This is a genomic window from Streptomyces sp. NBC_00286 (assembly GCF_036173125.1).
Classification (GTDB): Bacteria; Actinomycetota; Actinomycetes; order Streptomycetales; family Streptomycetaceae; genus Streptomyces.
In genome coordinates, this window is sequence record NZ_CP108054.1 from 2,177,858 (window position 1) to 2,193,234 (window position 15,377).

Below are 15,377 nucleotides of genomic sequence, written 5' to 3' on the forward strand. Positions count from 1 at the left end.
AATTCAGATCGTGACTCAACGCCATTGCTATGGCTGCGAGTTCGGCGCACGGCTGAACAACGCCGTTGTCACTGCGGCTACTTCGGGTCCCGGTTGAACAGTGCCGTCGACCAGCGGTAGCCGAGCGCGGTCAGGCCCACGCACCAGGCGATCGCGATCCATCCGTTGTTGCCGATCTCGGTGCCGAGCAGCAGGCCGCGCAATGTCTCGATGGCCGGGGTGAAGGGCTGGTACTCGGCGATGGGCTGGAACCAGCCCGGGATCGCGTCGATGGGGACGAAGGCGCTCGAGATGAGCGGCAGCAGGATCAGCGGGTATGTCATGTTGCTGGCCGCCTCGGGGTTCGGGCTGGCCATGCCCATCCCGACCGCGATCCAGGTGAGCGCCAGGGTGAACATCGCGATCAGCCCGAACGCCGCCAGCCACTCCAGGGCTGTCGCGTCGGTGGAGCGGAAGCCCATGGCCACGGCGACGGCGCCGACGAGGACCAGGCTGGCGAGTACCTGCAACACGCTGCCTACGACGTGCCCGACGAGCAGCGAGCCGCGGTAGAGGGCCATCGTGCGGAAGCGGGCGATGAGGCCCTCGGTCATGTCCATGGAGACGGAGATCGCGGCTCCGATCACGGTGGAGCCGACGGTCATCAGCAGGAGGCCCGGGACGATGTAGGAGATGTAGTCGGAGCGGTCCGCGCCGCCGCCACCGATGCCCGCGCTCATCGCGTCACCGAAGATGTAGACGAAGAGCAGCAACAGCATGATCGGTGTGAGCAGCAGGTTCAGGGTCATGGACGGGTAGCGCCGCACGTGCAGCAGGTTGCGGCGCAGCATCGTGTTCGAGTTGCGTACGGCCAGGGAGATCCGGGTCGGGCGGGCGGGAGCCAGGGGGGTGCTCATCGGACGGACTCCTTGGGCTGGTTGGGGACGTTGGCGGGCCCGGTGAGGGCGAAGAACACGTCGTCGAGGTCGGGGGTGTGCACGGTCAGTTCGTGGGCCTCGATACCGGCCGAGTCCAGCCAGTCGAGGATGGAACGCAGTTCGCGCTGGCTGCCGTCGCTGGGGATCTGCAGGGCCAGTGCCTCGTCGTCGCGGGTGGCTTCGCGCAGGGCGACGGCGGCGGCCTGGTACGCGGCGGGGTCGGCGAACCGCAGCCGCACATGCCCGCCCGGGATGAGCCGCTTCAGCTCGTCGGCACTGCCCTCGGCGGCGATCTTGCCCTCGTTCAACACCGCGATGCGGTCGGCGAGTTCGTCGGCCTCCTCCAGATACTGAGTGGTGAGGAAGACGGTGGTCCCGTCGGAGACCAGCTCGCGGATGATGCCCCACATGTTGTGGCGGCTGCGCGGGTCCAGGCCGGTGGTCGGTTCGTCGAGGAAGATGATCCGCGGGTTGCCGACCAGAGTCATGGCGAGGTCGAGGCGGCGCTTCATGCCGCCGGAGTAGGTGGAGACGGGCTTCTTCGCGGCCTCGGTGAGGTCGAACCGCTCAAGGAGTTCGGCCGCGGTACGGCGCCCCTCGCTGCGGGAGAGCAGGTGCAGGTCCGCCATCAGGAGCATGTTCTCCTCTCCGGTGATCAGCCCGTCGACGGCGGAGAACTGCCCTGTGACGCCGATCGCGGCGCGTACCGCCTGCGGGTCGACGGCCAGGTCGTGGCCGCCGACCCGCAGATCACCGGCGTCGGCAGTGATCAGCGTGGAGAGGATCTTGACGGCGGTGGTCTTGCCGGCACCGTTCGGACCGAGCAGCGAGAAGACTGTGCCGGTCGGCACCGCCAGGTCGATGCCGTCGAGGACCGTCTTGTCCCCGTACGCCTTACGCAGCCCCTTGGCCGCGATGGCGAGTGAGTGCGATGTCGTTGTCGTCATGGCGCAGAGCTTGCGGGAGGGCGCATTCAGCGCGGTTTCACGACGCTTTCAGAGCCCTGAAACGGGGGCTGGCGTTGGGTAGTTGTGGTGCGTCGGCCCTCCGCGAGGAGGTCCCGCCGGGCACTTCGAACTGGCCCGCCCCGGGGCACGGCCTCAGCGTGGTACGCCGTCCCACAGGTCAGTGCGGTGGGCGTCGACCAGCGCACCGATCCGGCCGAGGACATCCTCGACGGGCAGCGGATCGAGCCGACGACCGTCCCGCAGTCGTACGGCGACCAGATCATCAGCCGCCTCCTTGGCGCCGATCACCACCTGGTACGGCACCAGGCGGGCCTCCCGGATACGGGCGCCGAGGCTGCCGCGTTCGGGTTCGGCGACCTCGGCCCGCAGCCCACGTTGGGCACAACTCCGCGCGAATGCAACGGCGTTCGGCAACTCGGCGGCGGAGACGGGAAGAACGACCACCTGGGTCGGCGCGAGCCAGGCCGGGAAGGCGCCACCGTGCTCCTCGATGAGATGCGCGACCGCCCGCTCGACACTGCCGATGATGCTGCGGTGAACCATGACGGGCCGGTGTTTCGCGCCGTCCGCCCCGATGTAGTGCAGGTCGAACCGCTCCGGCTGGTGAAAGTCGACCTGGACGGTGGACAGGGTGGACTCCCGCCCCGCACCATCGATGACCTGGACGTCGATCTTCGGCCCGTAGAACGCGGCTTCGCCCTCGGCAGCCTCGTACGGCAGACCTGACCGCTCCAGCACCTCGATGAGGAGAGCGGTGGACCGCTGCCACAACTCCGGGGCGGCGACGCATTTCCCGCCGGGGCCGGGGAGGGACAGCCGGTAGCGCGCCGGGCTGATACCGAGCGCCTCGTAGGCCCGGCGGATCATCTCCAGGGCGGCCTGCGCCTCCCCCGCCACCTGCTCCAGGGTGCAGAAGATGTGCGCGTCGTTGAGCTGGATGGCCCGTACGCGGGTCAGCCCGCCCAGTACGCCGGACAGCTCGGCACGGTACATGCCGCCCAACTCCGCCATGCGCAGCGGAAGTTCGCGATAGCTGTGCGAGCGCGAGCGATAGATGACGGCGTGGTGAGGACACAGGCTGGGCCGCAGCACGACCTGCTCCCCGCCCAGGTCCATCGGCGGGAACATGTCGTCGCTGTAGTGCGACCAGTGCCCCGAGATCTCGTACAGCTCCCGCTTGCCTAGCACCGGCGAGTACACATGCCGGTACCCCGCCTCTCGCTCGGCGGTACGGATGTACTCCTCCAGGGCGTGCCGTACGACCGCGCCGTCGGGCAACCAGTACGGCAGCCCCGCTCCGATCAGCGGGTCGGTGTCGAACAGGCCGAGCTCACGGCCGAGTTTGCGGTGGTCGTTCATGGCGGTCTCCTCGCGGGTTTGGCTCCGGGCGAGTGACCGCACAAGCCGAAGCCCCGGGGCACTCGCCCCGGGGCTTCGGACTCAGACATCGGTCAGCGCGCCGGGACACTCTCCGGCGTCGTCGTCATGTGGGCGCGCTTCATATCGGGGACCGTAGCAGGGGAGCGGCGCGGTCCGCTCGGGAGTTTCCTCCGGCGCTCTGTCTCGTTGCCACCAGCGCGAGTTGGGCTGTCACAGCCCTACTCTGACGCCATGAGCGACGGTGACTTCGAGGAACGGGGCTGACCTCATGGAGCTCGTATTCTCCAGCCGGGTGATCGAATGGCGCGGGCCGGCGCCGTACTACTTCGTCCGCGTGCCGGGCGACGAGTGCGACGACATCCGCGAGGTGGCCGCGATGGCCACGTACGGCTGGGGCGTGATCCCGGTCGAGGTGCGGATCGGCGAGCTCGCCTTCAAAACGTCGCTCTTCCCCAAGGACGGCGGATACCTCCTGCCGCTCAAGGACGCCGTACGCAAGCCGCAAGGCCTCTTGAGAGGCGACGACGTGACGGTGAAGCTGACGGTCCGTCTCCAGTCGTGACGTGAGCCCCCCGGCCTTAGGGAGACCCCTTAACATCCCGGCATGCCTGAAGCCGCCTCCCCGACCTCTCCCCAAATCACCGACGAAATCCGGGAGCTCTTCCAAGTCCCCCCGGAGCGCGCCGAGTTCCAGTCCCTCACGCACAACCCCAAGAACGGCGTCACCGCAGGCGTGTGGCGCGTAAGCGTCGGCGAGCGGTCGGCCGTGCTGAAGGTGTTGACCCGGGGCAAGGACACCACCGAGACCTGGGCGTCCTCGGAGGACCCGCGGCACTGGAACTTCTGGCGGCGTGAGGCGTGCGTGTACGAGGAGGGCGTCGCCCGGGCCTGGGAGCCGTGGGGCATCACGGCTCCCGAGCTGCTCGCCTCCGTCGAACGCCCCGACGGCGACGTGGCGTTGTGGCTGGAGGATGTGCGGGGCGAACCGGCCACGGGCTGGTCCGTAGCCGCGCACGCAGGGCATGCCCGCCGCCTGGGCGCGGCCCACGGCCGGACACTCGCGGACCAGACCGAATCGCTCGACCACTCTTGGCTGAGCCGCCGCTTCCTCCGCGACTACAGCGCCGCCCAGACGACCGGCCGGGACCTTCTCGACGACGACACCGCCTGGCAACAGCCGCTCGTACGCGACCACTTCCCCGAAGGTCTCCGCGAGGACATGGTGCGGCTGCACCACGAACGCGAGTGGTTGCTGCGGATCATGGAGTCACTGCCGCGCGTCTTCAGCCACCTCGACCAGTGGCCGGCCAACCTCACCTCGCCGCACCGCGGCCAAAGTGTGCTGTTCGACTGGGCGTTCGCGGGCGACGGCGCCCTCGGCGAGGACATCGGCAACTACATCCCCGACACGATCTTCGATGGGTTCCTGCCCGCCGCCCGACTGCCCGAGCTGGCGACCGCCGTGTACGAGGGCTACGTACGCGGTCTGCGCGACAGCGGCTGGCAGGGCGACGAACGGCTCGTCCGGCTCGGCGTGTGCGCCTCCGCCGTGAAGTACGACTGGCTCACCGCCCTGATGCTGTCCCGCGCGGGCGACGCCCAGCAGCTCGACTACGGCGGCAGCCGCACCGTGGAGGCCGAGCACCGCTACCGCGAGCGCGGCGTGGTGCTGGCCTTCCTGGCGGGCTGGGCCCGGGAGGCCCGGGGTCTCGCGACGGACCTCGGCTTCAGCGACTGAAACCGGCCACCAGGTCCAGAAGCCCACCCCCACCTGTTCGACATTTCGAAAGTTTCGGCTTCCGGGAATTCCCAGGAACACCACCCCTTCCCCGTACACTTCCGGCGGCCGTAATGTAGGAAGCGCTTTCTAGCCGGTCGACGCCCTCCCGCGTGCCAGACCGTGGTGATACGAAACTTTCGCCGGCCCCCGGGACGGGGCGGAGAGGTGGGGCTTCCATGGTGCGTACCGGGACCGAGGCCGGCCCGACGCTGGCGGTCGTGGCCCGCGAGGCCGGGGTGTCCGTGCCGACGGCGTCGAAGGTGGTCAACGGCCGGGAGGACGTGGCGCCGGAGACCCGCCGCCGGGTCACCGAGGCGCTCGACCGGCTGGGTTACGTACGCCGGCCGCGGTTCGACGCCACGAAGTCACCGGGCCTGGTCGATCTGGTCGTGCACTCGCTGGACTCCTCCTGGTCGGGTGCCGTGCTGCACGGCGTGGAGGAGGCGGCGCACGACGCGGGCCTGGAGGTGGTCGTCTCGGCCGGTCTGACCCGGACGCGCGGTGGCCGTCCCGAACGCGGCTGGCTGGACAAGCTGTCCACGCGCGGCTCCGCCGGGGTGCTGTTCAACCTGGCGGAGCTCACCCCGTCCCAGTACGCCTGGCTGGACCAGCACCGCATCCCCTTCGTCCTGATCGACCCGGTGAACGATCCACCGCCCGGCGTGGTCTCGGTGGGCGCCGCCAACTGGCAGGGCGGTGTGACCGCCACCGAGCATCTGCTCGCCCTCGGCCACGAGCGGATCGCGGTCATCGCCGGTTCCCGGCGCAAGATGTGCAGCAGCGCCCGCGTGGCCGGTTATCGCTCGGCTCTCGCGGCGGCCGGTATCCGGCACCGGCCCGAGTACCTCCGTTACGGCAGCTTCAACGAGGCCGGCGCCCACCGACGCATGCTGGAACTCCTCGACCTGCCCGAACCGCCCACAGCCGTCTTCGTCTGCTCCGACAAGATGGCCCTCGGCTGCTACCAGGCCCTGTACGAACGGAAGTTGACCGTCCCCGACGACATCAGCGTCGTCGGCTTCGACGACCTGCCCGAAGCCCAGTGGGCCACTCCCCCGCTGACCACGGTCCGCCAGCCCCTGTCAGAGATGGCCGCGACCGCGCTGCGCTTGCTGGTGCGGATGATGGCGGGCGAACGACCGGAGGGGACGCGGACGGAGCTGTCGACGCGGTTGGTGGTGCGGGAGAGTACGGGAGTGGTGCCGGGGGGCGCGTAAGACCCGTAAGGCCTACGAATGGAGGCGCGCCGCCCAGGTGATGCCGCCGAGCATGTGCGCCCGGAAGCCCGGATCCTTGTACGTCCCCACTGCGTGCCCGAGCGCCCTGGGAAACCCGTCGTGGTTGGCCGCTCAGGTCAGGGTTCGGTGGCGGTGCTGCTGGAGGCCAGGTCGGCCCTGCCCCTCGCGACGACAAGGGCGCCGAGTCCAGCGCTTGTTGCCGCGGTGAGGAGGACCGACCAGGCTCCGGCGTTCTGCGCCAGTAGTCCTGCGCCGTCCCCGTCCGATGGGACCGTCCGCTACGCCCAGAATTCTCGCGACATGCCGCGACGGCTCTGGAACGCTACGGGGCTGCGGACTTGATGCGAACGAGCTGAGCCGGCACGGGAATTGGATGGGCGATCGATGAGTTTCACGCTGAAGGGACCGGTTCTGGAAGGCACGCTCGTGCGTCTGGAGCCGCTGGATCACCGCCATGCCGCGGACTTGGCTGTGGCGGCGGAAGAGGACCGGACCTCCTACCGGTTCACGTGGGTGCCCACGGCAGCGGAGGTCGAGGACTACATCGACGCCCAGCTCGCCCGTACCGCTGCCGGGAAACTGGCCCCATACGCGCAGGTGGAACAGGCGTCGGGGCGGGCAGTCGGCGTCACGGCCTACTGGGAGCCGCGGCTGTGGCCGGACGGAGACCGTCTGTGCGCGATCGAGGTCGGCTTCACCTGGCTCGCGGCGTCGGCCCAAGGCACAGGATTGAACACCGAGGCCAAGTACTTGTTGTTCCGGTACGCGTTCGAGAACTGGGGAGTTGCACGCCTGGATCTGAAGACGGACGCACGTAACGGCCGTTCGCGCGCCGCCATCGAACGGACGGGCGCACGCTTCGAGGGCGTACTGCGGAACTGGTCCCCATCCTGGGCGCCGGGCGAGGACGGCGGACTCCGTGACTCCGCGATGTTCTCGATCATCGCGGCGGAGTGGCCGGAGTGCCGGGCGAGACTCGAGCAGCGATTGGCTCGTGGCCTCGAGCGGCACGGGCAGCCGCCGGCAGACTCCCCCGCCCCAAGCTGAGCCCGGTCACCGTCGCCTGAATCGATAGCCTGCGTCACCATGATGCGCGCCTGGATTCTGCCGATGCTGCTTGTGCTCTGCGGCTCACTCGCCGCGACTGGTCTGATCCTCGGGGGAAGTCCCGGCCCAGCCGCCGCACTCCTGCTGGTGTTCGTACTGCTCGCAGGCGTGAAATCGCCCCTGATCTTCCCGAAAACGATCGGTGCGCTGGAGGCCCAACACCGCAGTACGGTCGACGGCCGGCCGGTCGTCTACTGGCGGCCGGGCTGCACGTACTGCCTGCGCCTGCGCATCCGATTGGGCCGCAACGCCCACCAGGCGCACTGGGTCAACATCTGGCGTGACCCCGCTGGAGCGGCAGCGGTCAGGGAAGCCAACGACGGCAACGAGACCGTGCCGACTGTCGTCGTGAACGGCCAACCGCACACCAATCCCGATCCAGCATGGGTCCGCAGACAGCTCTCCCCGCCCAGGTAGTCGTTCGCGGAAATGTGACAGTCGAGGGCCGCACTGTCACATTCCCGCGACCACATACCCGGGGGTCCGCAGCGTCGACCTGAGCGCCTGCACTGCCGTCGAGCATCTGCCGGCCGCGGGCAGGGACATGGGAATTGCCCAGGACCCGTCCGGCGGATCGCGCCGCGGGCGCGGTGGTCCGGCACGCCCATCTACGGGGTCGTCGTCCGTTGAGGGAGGAAGAATGACCGGCATGGCCATGGTGAAAGACGTCGACGTCCGCGGTATGCAGCACTGTGAGACGACGGCGCCTTGTCTTCCGTCAGTGGGGCTGGTGGACCATGATGACGAGGTCGGAGGCGGCGCCATCGGGCTCGACGATCGCGCTCCTCAACGTTTCCCGGGCAACGAATCCTGACGCTTCGTACAGCGAGCGTGCGCGGTGGTTGCGGCTCTTCACGTCCAGCCAGACCGTCTGTGCGCCTTGGTACTGGTAGGCCCGGTCGAGCACGGCCTGGGGCAGCGCACGCCCCCGCCCTGCTCCCCGGCTGGTCGGGGCGACCACCATCCTGCGCAACTCGATGCCTTTGCTGTCACGCAGGCCCGCGAGTACGGCGAAACCCACGAGGGTCTCAAGCGCGGGGCCGGTGCCGGGGCCCGGCTGAGGGGACCCGACCGGGAGCCGTGGACCCCGGCGCACACCCCGGCGCGACAGCCGAGCCGCCAGCCTGACCGCCACCAGCCCGGACAACCGAATCGGCCCGCCGAGTAGACCGACGGACCGTCATGAAGGATCGAGGCAGGCTGAGCAGTCGCCATCCCAGCACCGTGCGCCTGGCACCTTGAATCGTGTGACCCGCACAACTTACGTGCCGGTAGGGATATTTGACTCTTACTGCGGCCCCGACCCCCAGCAGACACTCAGGTCTCCGCGAAGCCGCCGTCCGGTTCTCGGGGAGGTCTGTACGGGCGGGCAGGCTACGCGACCGTCTCTCCCCATCGAGCCAACGGAACTGCCATGTCAGAAACCACGGTTGGCAGGAGCGGTACGAGCCTTCCGCCGCCCCGCTCCTCAGTGTCGGCATCCACCCCCCGGCACAGCGCCCACGGCGGCGCGTCTGCCGGCGGGCGTCATCGCAAGCGAAAACCCATGAGCCCGACGGCCCGGCGCGTGCTCGGCCTCACCGCGACCGGACCCATCATCGGATCCATTCTGGCGGGCTACTCGGCCTTCGCGGCCGACGGCACCCCCCTGAGTCCCACCGACCAGAAGATCGCCGACGATCTGGAGTCCCGGATCAAAGAGGCCGGCCTCGGCGACAACCTCAGCGGCTTCGTGATGGATGCCGAGTCCGACCGTGAGATCTTCGGCAACAACGCGTCCACCGCGCTGATGCCCGCGTCCAACACCAAGCTCGCCACCGCGACCGCGGCCCTGACCGTGCTGGGCCCGGACCACCGCTTCACCACCCGCGTCGTCTACGGCGACGGCACGCTCACCCTGATCGGCGGCGGCGACCGGGTCCTGACCACCGACGATCTCTCCGTCCTCGCGAAGACGGCCGCCGACGGCCTGTCCGCCGCCGGTCTGACTTCGGTCAAGGTGCGCGTCGACGACAGCCTCTTCCCCGAGCCCGCGCTCGCCACCGGCTGGACCGACGGCTACTTCCCGGACGTGGTCTCCCCCGTGCGGCCCCTGGTGGTCGACGGCAACCCCGTCATGGACACCTCCCTCGATGCCGGGGAGGCCTTCGCCGGGCTGCTCGCCGACCAGGGAATCACCACGGACGGCACGGTCGCCCGGGGCACCGCCGCGGCCGGCGACGTGCCGGTGGCGAGCCACAGTTCTCCGCCGCTGTCCGAGATCGTCAAGAGGATGATCCTCGACAGCGACAACAACATCGCGGAGACGCTGCTGCGGATGACCGCGATCGCCGCCGGGCAGCCCGCCACGTTCGAGGGCGGGGCGACAGCCGTACGCACGGTACTCAGCGAGGAGTACGACGTCCCGCTCGACGGCGTGGAGTTGTTCGACGGCAGCGGGCTGTCCCGTTCCGCCCGGATACCCGCCACCACTCTCGCGGACATAGTGGATCTGCTGACCGACCCGCGCCACAAGACCGTCCTCGGGCCGATCCTGGACGGGCTCCCGGTCGCGGGCGAGACCGGCACTCTGGGGCCCGGCCTCGGCCGTTTCGACACCGAACCCAGCAGCTGCGCCACGGGCGAGGTCCAGGCCAAGACCGGCACTCTGACCGGCGCCCTGGCCCTGAGCGGTCTCACCGTCGGCCAGGACGGACGCTGGAAGGTCTTCTCCTTCGTCGAGAACGGGGCCTCTGCCGACCCGGCCGACACCAAGAAAGTCTTCGACGGCCTCGCCGCCACCGTCAACGGCTGCTTCTGAGCCGGGGCCGGGGTCGGGTGAACCGCCCCGGTTCGCATAGAGACTCCGGACTGTCCCGAGTCGGGTGGAGTCGAGTTGCTTGGTTTCGCGCTACCGGTGGGGTGCGGAGTTCGTACTCCACCGGGCTGAGCATGCCCAGCGCAGAGTGCCTGCGCTGTCGGTTATGGAAGGTTTCCAGGTACTCGCAGACCATCGACTCCGGCGGCCCCGGCGATTCCGGCAATCCGAACCGAGTGCTACTCGGCGGTCAGGCCCAGCTGGGTTCGCCAATCGTGAGAGAGCCCCCACAGTTCGGTGACCGGTACCACGTTCTTCGAACGCCGCGCCCGCTCGCCCCCCTCGGCCGCCCACAGCGGCGGGTAGACCAGGATCCCCTGGTCCCCGGACAGGGGAGCGACCTGCTCCCGCCAGTCCGGCCAGCGGTTGTCGGCGTAGTAGGAGTCCAGGTCACCGGTGAGCGCCCAGGACAGGAAGTCCGAGTACGGCAGCTCCAGGTCGTCCCACTCCAGCGTGTCCGGAGCCAGGTAGTGCACGTTGCCCGGGTCGCCGTCGAACGCGCCGCCGTTGAGCGCGAAGAAGCCGCCGACCGCGTCGTGGGCGACCAACAGCGCCTTGCCGGACAGGCCGAAGGTGTCGACGGAGCCGTCGTTCCACGACCTGAGGCTCCCGGACATCCGCTCCGAGCCGGACCCCAGCACCCGCAACCAGCCGGAGTCGATCAGCAGCCCCCCGGTCTCGTAGGCGATCGCCCCGAGCGGCGAGCGGACGGTGACCTGCAACTGCTGAAGGGTCTGCTCGGCCTGCCGTTCGTCTCGCGGGAGGACCTCGACGCGGTCGCCCGCCGAGGCGAGCCATTCCTGGATCATCGGCCAGGCAGGTTCGTCGGTGTCCAGCAGTTCCGCAACTGACTTGCGCGTCACGACTTCCCCTTCGTGCGGTGTAACGACAGTCAACCACGCCCCTTGGGCATCAGCCGGACTGCATCACGAGGTGGACGTCGGAGAAGTCCCCCACCCGGAACGACTGCTCACGGACGAAGAAGTACAGCATGCCGCCGTCCCCCCACACCATGTCCTTCGACTCGGCGAGCTGCAGCAGCAGCCGCCAGTCATCGGGCGCGGACCCCCGCCCGGTGTCGGCCAGGCACTCCTGCTGCAGGTCCCCCTGCAACTGCCAGGGGTGTCCAAGGAGTTGGTGCGCCCCCTCCGCCGCGTACAGCTCGTCGACGCTCTCCAGCAGGTCGCTGTACGCGTCGGACTCGTCCTCGTCGAGGGCGAGTGCCTCCACGGCGGCGGACTCCAGCGGCGGGAGGGTGAGCCGGTGGGCGAAGCGCAGGTTCCGGGGAGCGGGGCTCCCGGCCGCCGGTATCGCGTCATCGGAGCCTCGAGGGCCGTCGGGACAGGGGATCACCCGCCAACTGCCGGGTTCGGGCGGGTAGTCCTCGAGCGCGGATGCCTGGAAGAAGAACAGCAGCCGGCCGTCGCGGGGCAACTCACCCGCCCCGTCGAAGGGCCGGAGCTCCGCCGGCCGCAGGTCGGCGAGGAGCGGCAGCGGCTCGCCGCGCCAGGTCGGCCAGTCGAGCCCGGTGGGAAGCCCGGCGGCAGGCCCGAAGGCGGAGCGGTCCGCCGTGACGCTCTCCTGCTCGTCCTCGGCGACGGCGACGGCCGGCCTCAGCAGACCGGCCAGTTCCTCCGCGGCCCGGGCGACTCCGCTGTCCCGGATCAGGGAGTTGATCTGATCCCTCATGAAACCTCCTGTGAAGGGCCCGGACAGCTCGGCTGTCCGGGCCCGGTCCGTGAGCCGTGGGTTGGTGGGCCAGTGGGCTCGCGGGTTACGGCACGATATTTATCTCGAACTGTGTGCCGTCGGGTTGGTTGCGCAAAGCATTGCCGATGGTGGAGCCGGAACCCCGGTTGTCACTGGACGCGATGGCGCGGACGCTGGCCCCGGTGCCGCCCTCGGCGCTCATGGCGAACGGATACTCGTCGAGATCCTTGCCCTTCACCTTCTTGTGCCCCTTCAGGGAGAGCTTCCGCCGCTTGTTGCACTTCTTGTCCTTGTTTGCGGTGCCCGCCGGGTCCCTCCGGTCCAGCGTCAGCACAGCCGGCGCGCCCGCGGCGATGGCGTCCTTGATGTGTTGCGTGGACTCGGGGTATTTGGACTCGCTCACGTCGACCTTGACGGGGTTACCGGCGAGGGGCACCACGTTGTTGTTGCCGTCGCCGGAACCGCTGCCCGCCGCCGGTGCGGCGTGCACCGAGGCATCGTCCAGGCACGGGTCGTAGCCGTCCTCCTCCGAGGTGATCACATCGTTGATCAGCTCTTCGTTGTCGTCCAGGGTGAGCGCCTGGTTGATCTGGACGAGCTCGTTGTCGATGTTTACCAGCCCGGCGGTAATATCGAGTTCGGTGTCGCAGTCCAGCGTCTCCTGGTCGCCCACCAGGATGGCTTCCTGCCGCTCCCACTCTGGAATCGCGCTCGTCGGGAGATCGTCCAGCCGGAACGCGGCAGTCGTGGCGTTTTCGGTCGGACCCTCGTCGCGCATGAGCTGCAGGTCGGCGTCGATGCGTTCGCCCTCGTCCAGGAGCTGCGCTTCGAAGGTCAGGACCGTGTTTTGGAGCTCGATGCAGTTCGTCGGGTCGACGATGGCCGCGTTCGCCGAGTTCGAGTCGTCGAGGCTGACGTAGCCGAAGACGAGCGCTCCGATGACCGCGGGTACTCCGAGCAGGATCATCAGAGGGCGTTTTCGTCGGTGCCCAGCCCGGCGGGGAGACCCGTCCGCCGTTTTTGACTCATGCATGACAAACCCCTTGTTCTGCGGAACCGGCTCCGCACTGGGCGAGGAGGGAGGCCGGGAGTTCCCGGCGACGGCGACGCTAAGGGCTGGCGATGAGGCAGAGCCAGGGGCAAACATCCCAACCCGCGGGTAAGGTGACGGGCCTCACCACACCCGGTGCCCCGCCCCTCCTCCGGCCCGCGAACAGCTCCGCCTGCCGTTCCCGTGGCAGGTTCCCCTCTCAGATCGTGCGCTGTGCGCCTGCGACGAGCGCCTCGAACATTCCGCGGACCCCGGAACGGCCAGGACGTGTCCGATTCCTACAAGACCACGCCCCAACTGCCTGCCTACCGTGGCCGCATGACTCCACGATTCGATGCGATCGGCATAGTGGCCTCCGACATGGCCGCCTCAGTCGCCTTCTACCGCCGTCTCGGACTCGAATTCCCCGAGGGCTCCGAGAAGCAGCCTCATGCCGAGGCCCAACTGCCGGGCGGGCTGCGGCTGATGCTCGACAGCGAGGACGGCATCCACGAGTTCGCGCCGGAGTGGCAGCCGCCGAGTGGGGGCGGGCGTATGTCGTTGGCCCTGCTGTGCGAGAGTCCGGCCGAGGTCGACTCCGTGTACGAGGAGATGGTGGGCGCCGGGTACGGCAGCGGGCTCAAGCCGTGGGATGCCGACTGGGGGCAGCGGTATGCGAGCCTGCTGGACCCGGACGGCAACGACGTCGGGCTGTTCGCGCCGCTATCCGGTGCGGGCCAGTAGCTCGCCCAACGGCATGCCCGCCAACTCCCGTACGTCCCGGGCCAGGTGAGCCTGGTCGGCGAAGCCGGTCCGTGCCGCCGTGTCCGCGAAGGGCACCCCGGCGCGGGCCAGGGCGAGGGCGCGCTGAAGCCGTAGGACCCGGGCGAGGGTTTTGGGGCCGTAACCGAAGGCGGCCAAGGAGCGGCGGTGCAACTGGCGGGCGCCTACGCCGAGTTCGTCGGCGGTGGCGGCGACGGGGCGGCCCGCGTGGAGGGCGGCGACGACCTGTCCGAGCAGCGGGTCGGGGGGTGCGGCGGTGGATGCCCAGCGCAGCGCCACCTGTTCGAGGCCGCTCGCCGGGTCGTCGGCCGCGTTCACCTGCGCGGTGAGGCGCCGCACCTCGTAGGACGGCCGGAGGTCGGTCAACTCCACGCGCCGGTCGCGTAGTTCATGGGCGGGCACCCCGAGGAGCGTGGGCGCCGTGCCCGGATAGAAGCGGACGCCCGCCCACGACCGCGGGGCGCCTTCAGTGACGTACGCCCGTGTGTCGGGTCCGGCGACCAGCAGTCGTCCCTCGTTCCACAGGAGGTCCATGCAGCCGTCGGGCAGGACGGGCCCGGCGCCGGTGCCGGACGGGGTGTTCGTCCAGACGACGGCGCCCGCGAGACGGGAGGACCGCTCCGTGTACACGTACACCACGCTACGCGGTTCGCGTCCGGTGCTCCTGGGGGCTGACCCCGTACACCCGCTTGAAGGCGGTGGACAGGGCGAACGCACTGCCGTAGCCGACCTGGCGGGCGATCGCGCCGATGGTGTCGTCGGTGTCGCGCAGCCGGTCCGCGGCGAGGGCCAGGCGCCAGCCGGTGAGGTACGCCATCGGGGGCTCGCCGACGAGTTCGCTGAAGCGGCGGGCGAGCGCCGCCCGGGAGACGCCCGCCTTCGCGGCGAGGGAGGCGACCGTCCAGGGATGGGACGGGTCGTCCTGGAGGAGCCGGAGCACCCGGCCGACGACGGGGTCCGCGAGAGCCCGGTACCAGGCGGGCGCCTCGGCTTCCGGGCGGGAGAACCAGACCCGTAGCGCGGCGATGACCAGCAGGTCGAGGAGGCGGTCGAGGACGACTTCCTGGCCGGGCTCGTCGCGCACGATCTCCTCGGTGAACAGCGGGGTGAGGGGGCACTCCCACTCGTCGGAGGTCAAGCGGAGCAGCGGCGGCAGGGCGTCGAGCAGCCGGCCGCTGATCTCGCCCCGCATGAGGTACGTCCCGATCAGCATCACCATGGAGCCCTCCAGCCGGGCGCCCCACGTGCGCACCCCCAGGGTCATGGTGTCCCTCAGGGACCGCCCGTCAGGGCTGAAGCACTCGCCGCCCGGCTGAATCAGCGCCTGCGGCGCGGTCGCCGGGTCGTCGGCGCAGGTGTACGGGTCCGGGCCGCGTGCGATGGCCAGGTCGCCGGCCCGCAGGAACAGCGGCTCCCCCTTGTCCGGCGTGACCCACGCGTCGCCGCGGACCATGAGCATGACGGTCAGCGGGGCGCGGTCCTCGACACGGATGCTCCAGGGCGGGTCGAAACACGCCCGGAGCATGAAGGCACCACGCGCGCGGGGGCCGTCCAGCAGGCCTGCCAGGGGGTCCATCACCTCAGAGTAGACGCGCGCTTATGGGAAG

The 15,377-nt window shown here is 69.7% G+C and carries 17 protein-coding genes; 7 read left to right on the top strand and 10 right to left on the bottom strand.

Annotated features, from left to right (window positions below; all coding sequences use genetic code 11):
• Positions 1 to 77 precede the first annotated feature (77 nt).
• The 3 genes from OHT21_RS09865 to thrS all read right to left on the bottom strand — a co-directional run bounded on the left by OHT21_RS09865 (position 78) and on the right by thrS (position 3,286).
• Entirely contained in the window at positions 78 to 896 is an 819-nt protein-coding gene (locus OHT21_RS09865; RefSeq protein WP_328767881.1) for an ABC transporter permease, read from the bottom strand.
• A complete protein-coding gene (locus OHT21_RS09870) occupies positions 893 to 1,864 on the bottom strand; it encodes an ATP-binding cassette domain-containing protein (RefSeq protein ID WP_328767882.1) in 972 nt (323 codons plus the stop codon). The genes OHT21_RS09865 and OHT21_RS09870 overlap by 4 nt, the downstream gene beginning before the upstream one ends.
• A 153-nt stretch (positions 1,865 to 2,017) precedes the next feature.
• The gene (gene thrS / locus OHT21_RS09875) at positions 2,018 to 3,286 is read right to left on the bottom strand and encodes a threonine--tRNA ligase (protein WP_328767883.1); all 1,269 of its coding nucleotides are present in this window, start codon (positions 3,284 to 3,286) and stop codon (positions 2,018 to 2,020) included.
• A 247-nt stretch (positions 3,287 to 3,533) separates the two neighbouring features.
• On the opposite strand from thrS, the gene OHT21_RS09880 reads away from it, so the two are divergent.
• From OHT21_RS09880 to OHT21_RS09900, 5 genes are all read left to right on the top strand, one after another.
• Positions 3,534 to 3,827: a DUF1905 domain-containing protein gene (locus OHT21_RS09880; protein WP_328767884.1), complete on the top strand. Its 294-nt coding sequence runs from the start codon at positions 3,534 to 3,536 to the stop codon at positions 3,825 to 3,827.
• Between the two features lie 42 nt (positions 3,828 to 3,869).
• On the top strand, positions 3,870 to 5,003 hold the full coding sequence (locus tag OHT21_RS09885) for an aminoglycoside phosphotransferase (protein ID WP_328767885.1): 1,134 nt from the start codon (positions 3,870 to 3,872) through the stop codon (positions 5,001 to 5,003).
• A 218-nt stretch (positions 5,004 to 5,221) separates the two neighbouring features.
• Positions 5,222 to 6,262 (top strand): LacI family DNA-binding transcriptional regulator, encoded by a 1,041-nt coding sequence (locus tag OHT21_RS09890; RefSeq protein ID WP_328767886.1) that lies wholly within the window; start codon positions 5,222 to 5,224, stop codon positions 6,260 to 6,262.
• A gap of 405 nt (positions 6,263 to 6,667) precedes the next feature.
• Entirely contained in the window at positions 6,668 to 7,330 is a 663-nt protein-coding gene (locus tag OHT21_RS09895) for a GNAT family N-acetyltransferase (RefSeq protein ID WP_328767887.1), read from the top strand.
• A 39-nt stretch (positions 7,331 to 7,369) separates the two neighbouring features.
• On the top strand, positions 7,370 to 7,807 hold the full coding sequence (locus OHT21_RS09900; RefSeq protein ID WP_328767888.1) for a glutaredoxin domain-containing protein: 438 nt from the start codon (positions 7,370 to 7,372) through the stop codon (positions 7,805 to 7,807).
• A gap of 301 nt (positions 7,808 to 8,108) precedes the next feature.
• On the opposite strand, the gene OHT21_RS09905 is transcribed toward OHT21_RS09900, so the two are convergent.
• The gene (locus OHT21_RS09905) at positions 8,109 to 8,411 is read right to left on the bottom strand and encodes a GNAT family N-acetyltransferase (RefSeq protein WP_328767889.1); all 303 of its coding nucleotides are present in this window, start codon (positions 8,409 to 8,411) and stop codon (positions 8,109 to 8,111) included.
• Between the two features lie 525 nt (positions 8,412 to 8,936).
• On the opposite strand from OHT21_RS09905, the gene dacB reads away from it, so the two are divergent.
• On the top strand, positions 8,937 to 10,190 hold the full coding sequence (gene dacB / locus OHT21_RS09910; RefSeq protein WP_328767890.1) for a D-alanyl-D-alanine carboxypeptidase/D-alanyl-D-alanine endopeptidase: 1,254 nt from the start codon (positions 8,937 to 8,939) through the stop codon (positions 10,188 to 10,190).
• Here the strand turns inward: dacB and OHT21_RS44625 are convergent.
• The 4 genes from OHT21_RS44625 to OHT21_RS09930 form a co-directional block, all read right to left on the bottom strand.
• Positions 10,174 to 10,383, bottom strand: coding sequence for an IS3 family transposase (locus OHT21_RS44625; RefSeq protein WP_443050624.1), 210 nt, complete (start codon positions 10,381 to 10,383; stop codon positions 10,174 to 10,176). The genes dacB and OHT21_RS44625 overlap by 17 nt on opposite strands.
• Positions 10,384 to 10,426: 43 nt before the next feature.
• On the bottom strand, positions 10,427 to 11,110 hold the full coding sequence (locus OHT21_RS09920; RefSeq protein WP_328767891.1) for a DUF2625 domain-containing protein: 684 nt from the start codon (positions 11,108 to 11,110) through the stop codon (positions 10,427 to 10,429).
• A 49-nt stretch (positions 11,111 to 11,159) separates the two neighbouring features.
• Complete coding sequence (locus OHT21_RS09925; RefSeq protein WP_328767892.1) at positions 11,160 to 11,936, bottom strand: YwqG family protein; 777 nt, start codon at positions 11,934 to 11,936, stop codon at positions 11,160 to 11,162.
• A gap of 85 nt (positions 11,937 to 12,021) precedes the next feature.
• Positions 12,022 to 12,924 carry a NucA/NucB deoxyribonuclease domain-containing protein gene (locus OHT21_RS09930; protein ID WP_328767893.1) on the bottom strand — a complete coding sequence of 301 codons (903 nt, stop codon included), beginning with the start codon at positions 12,922 to 12,924 and terminating at the stop codon, positions 12,022 to 12,024.
• A 402-nt stretch (positions 12,925 to 13,326) separates the two neighbouring features.
• On the opposite strand from OHT21_RS09930, the gene OHT21_RS09935 reads away from it, so the two are divergent.
• Positions 13,327 to 13,731 (top strand): VOC family protein, encoded by a 405-nt coding sequence (locus OHT21_RS09935; protein ID WP_328767894.1) that lies wholly within the window; start codon positions 13,327 to 13,329, stop codon positions 13,729 to 13,731.
• On the opposite strand, the gene OHT21_RS09940 is transcribed toward OHT21_RS09935, so the two are convergent.
• Positions 13,711 to 14,400, bottom strand: a complete 690-nt coding sequence (locus OHT21_RS09940) for a helix-turn-helix transcriptional regulator (protein WP_328767895.1) — start codon at positions 14,398 to 14,400, stop codon at positions 13,711 to 13,713. The two genes, OHT21_RS09935 and OHT21_RS09940, sit on opposite strands and share 21 nt — an antisense overlap.
• A 10-nt stretch (positions 14,401 to 14,410) precedes the next feature.
• The gene (locus OHT21_RS09945) at positions 14,411 to 15,346 is read right to left on the bottom strand and encodes an AraC family transcriptional regulator (protein ID WP_328767896.1); all 936 of its coding nucleotides are present in this window, start codon (positions 15,344 to 15,346) and stop codon (positions 14,411 to 14,413) included.
• Positions 15,347 to 15,377: the final 31 nt, after the last annotated feature.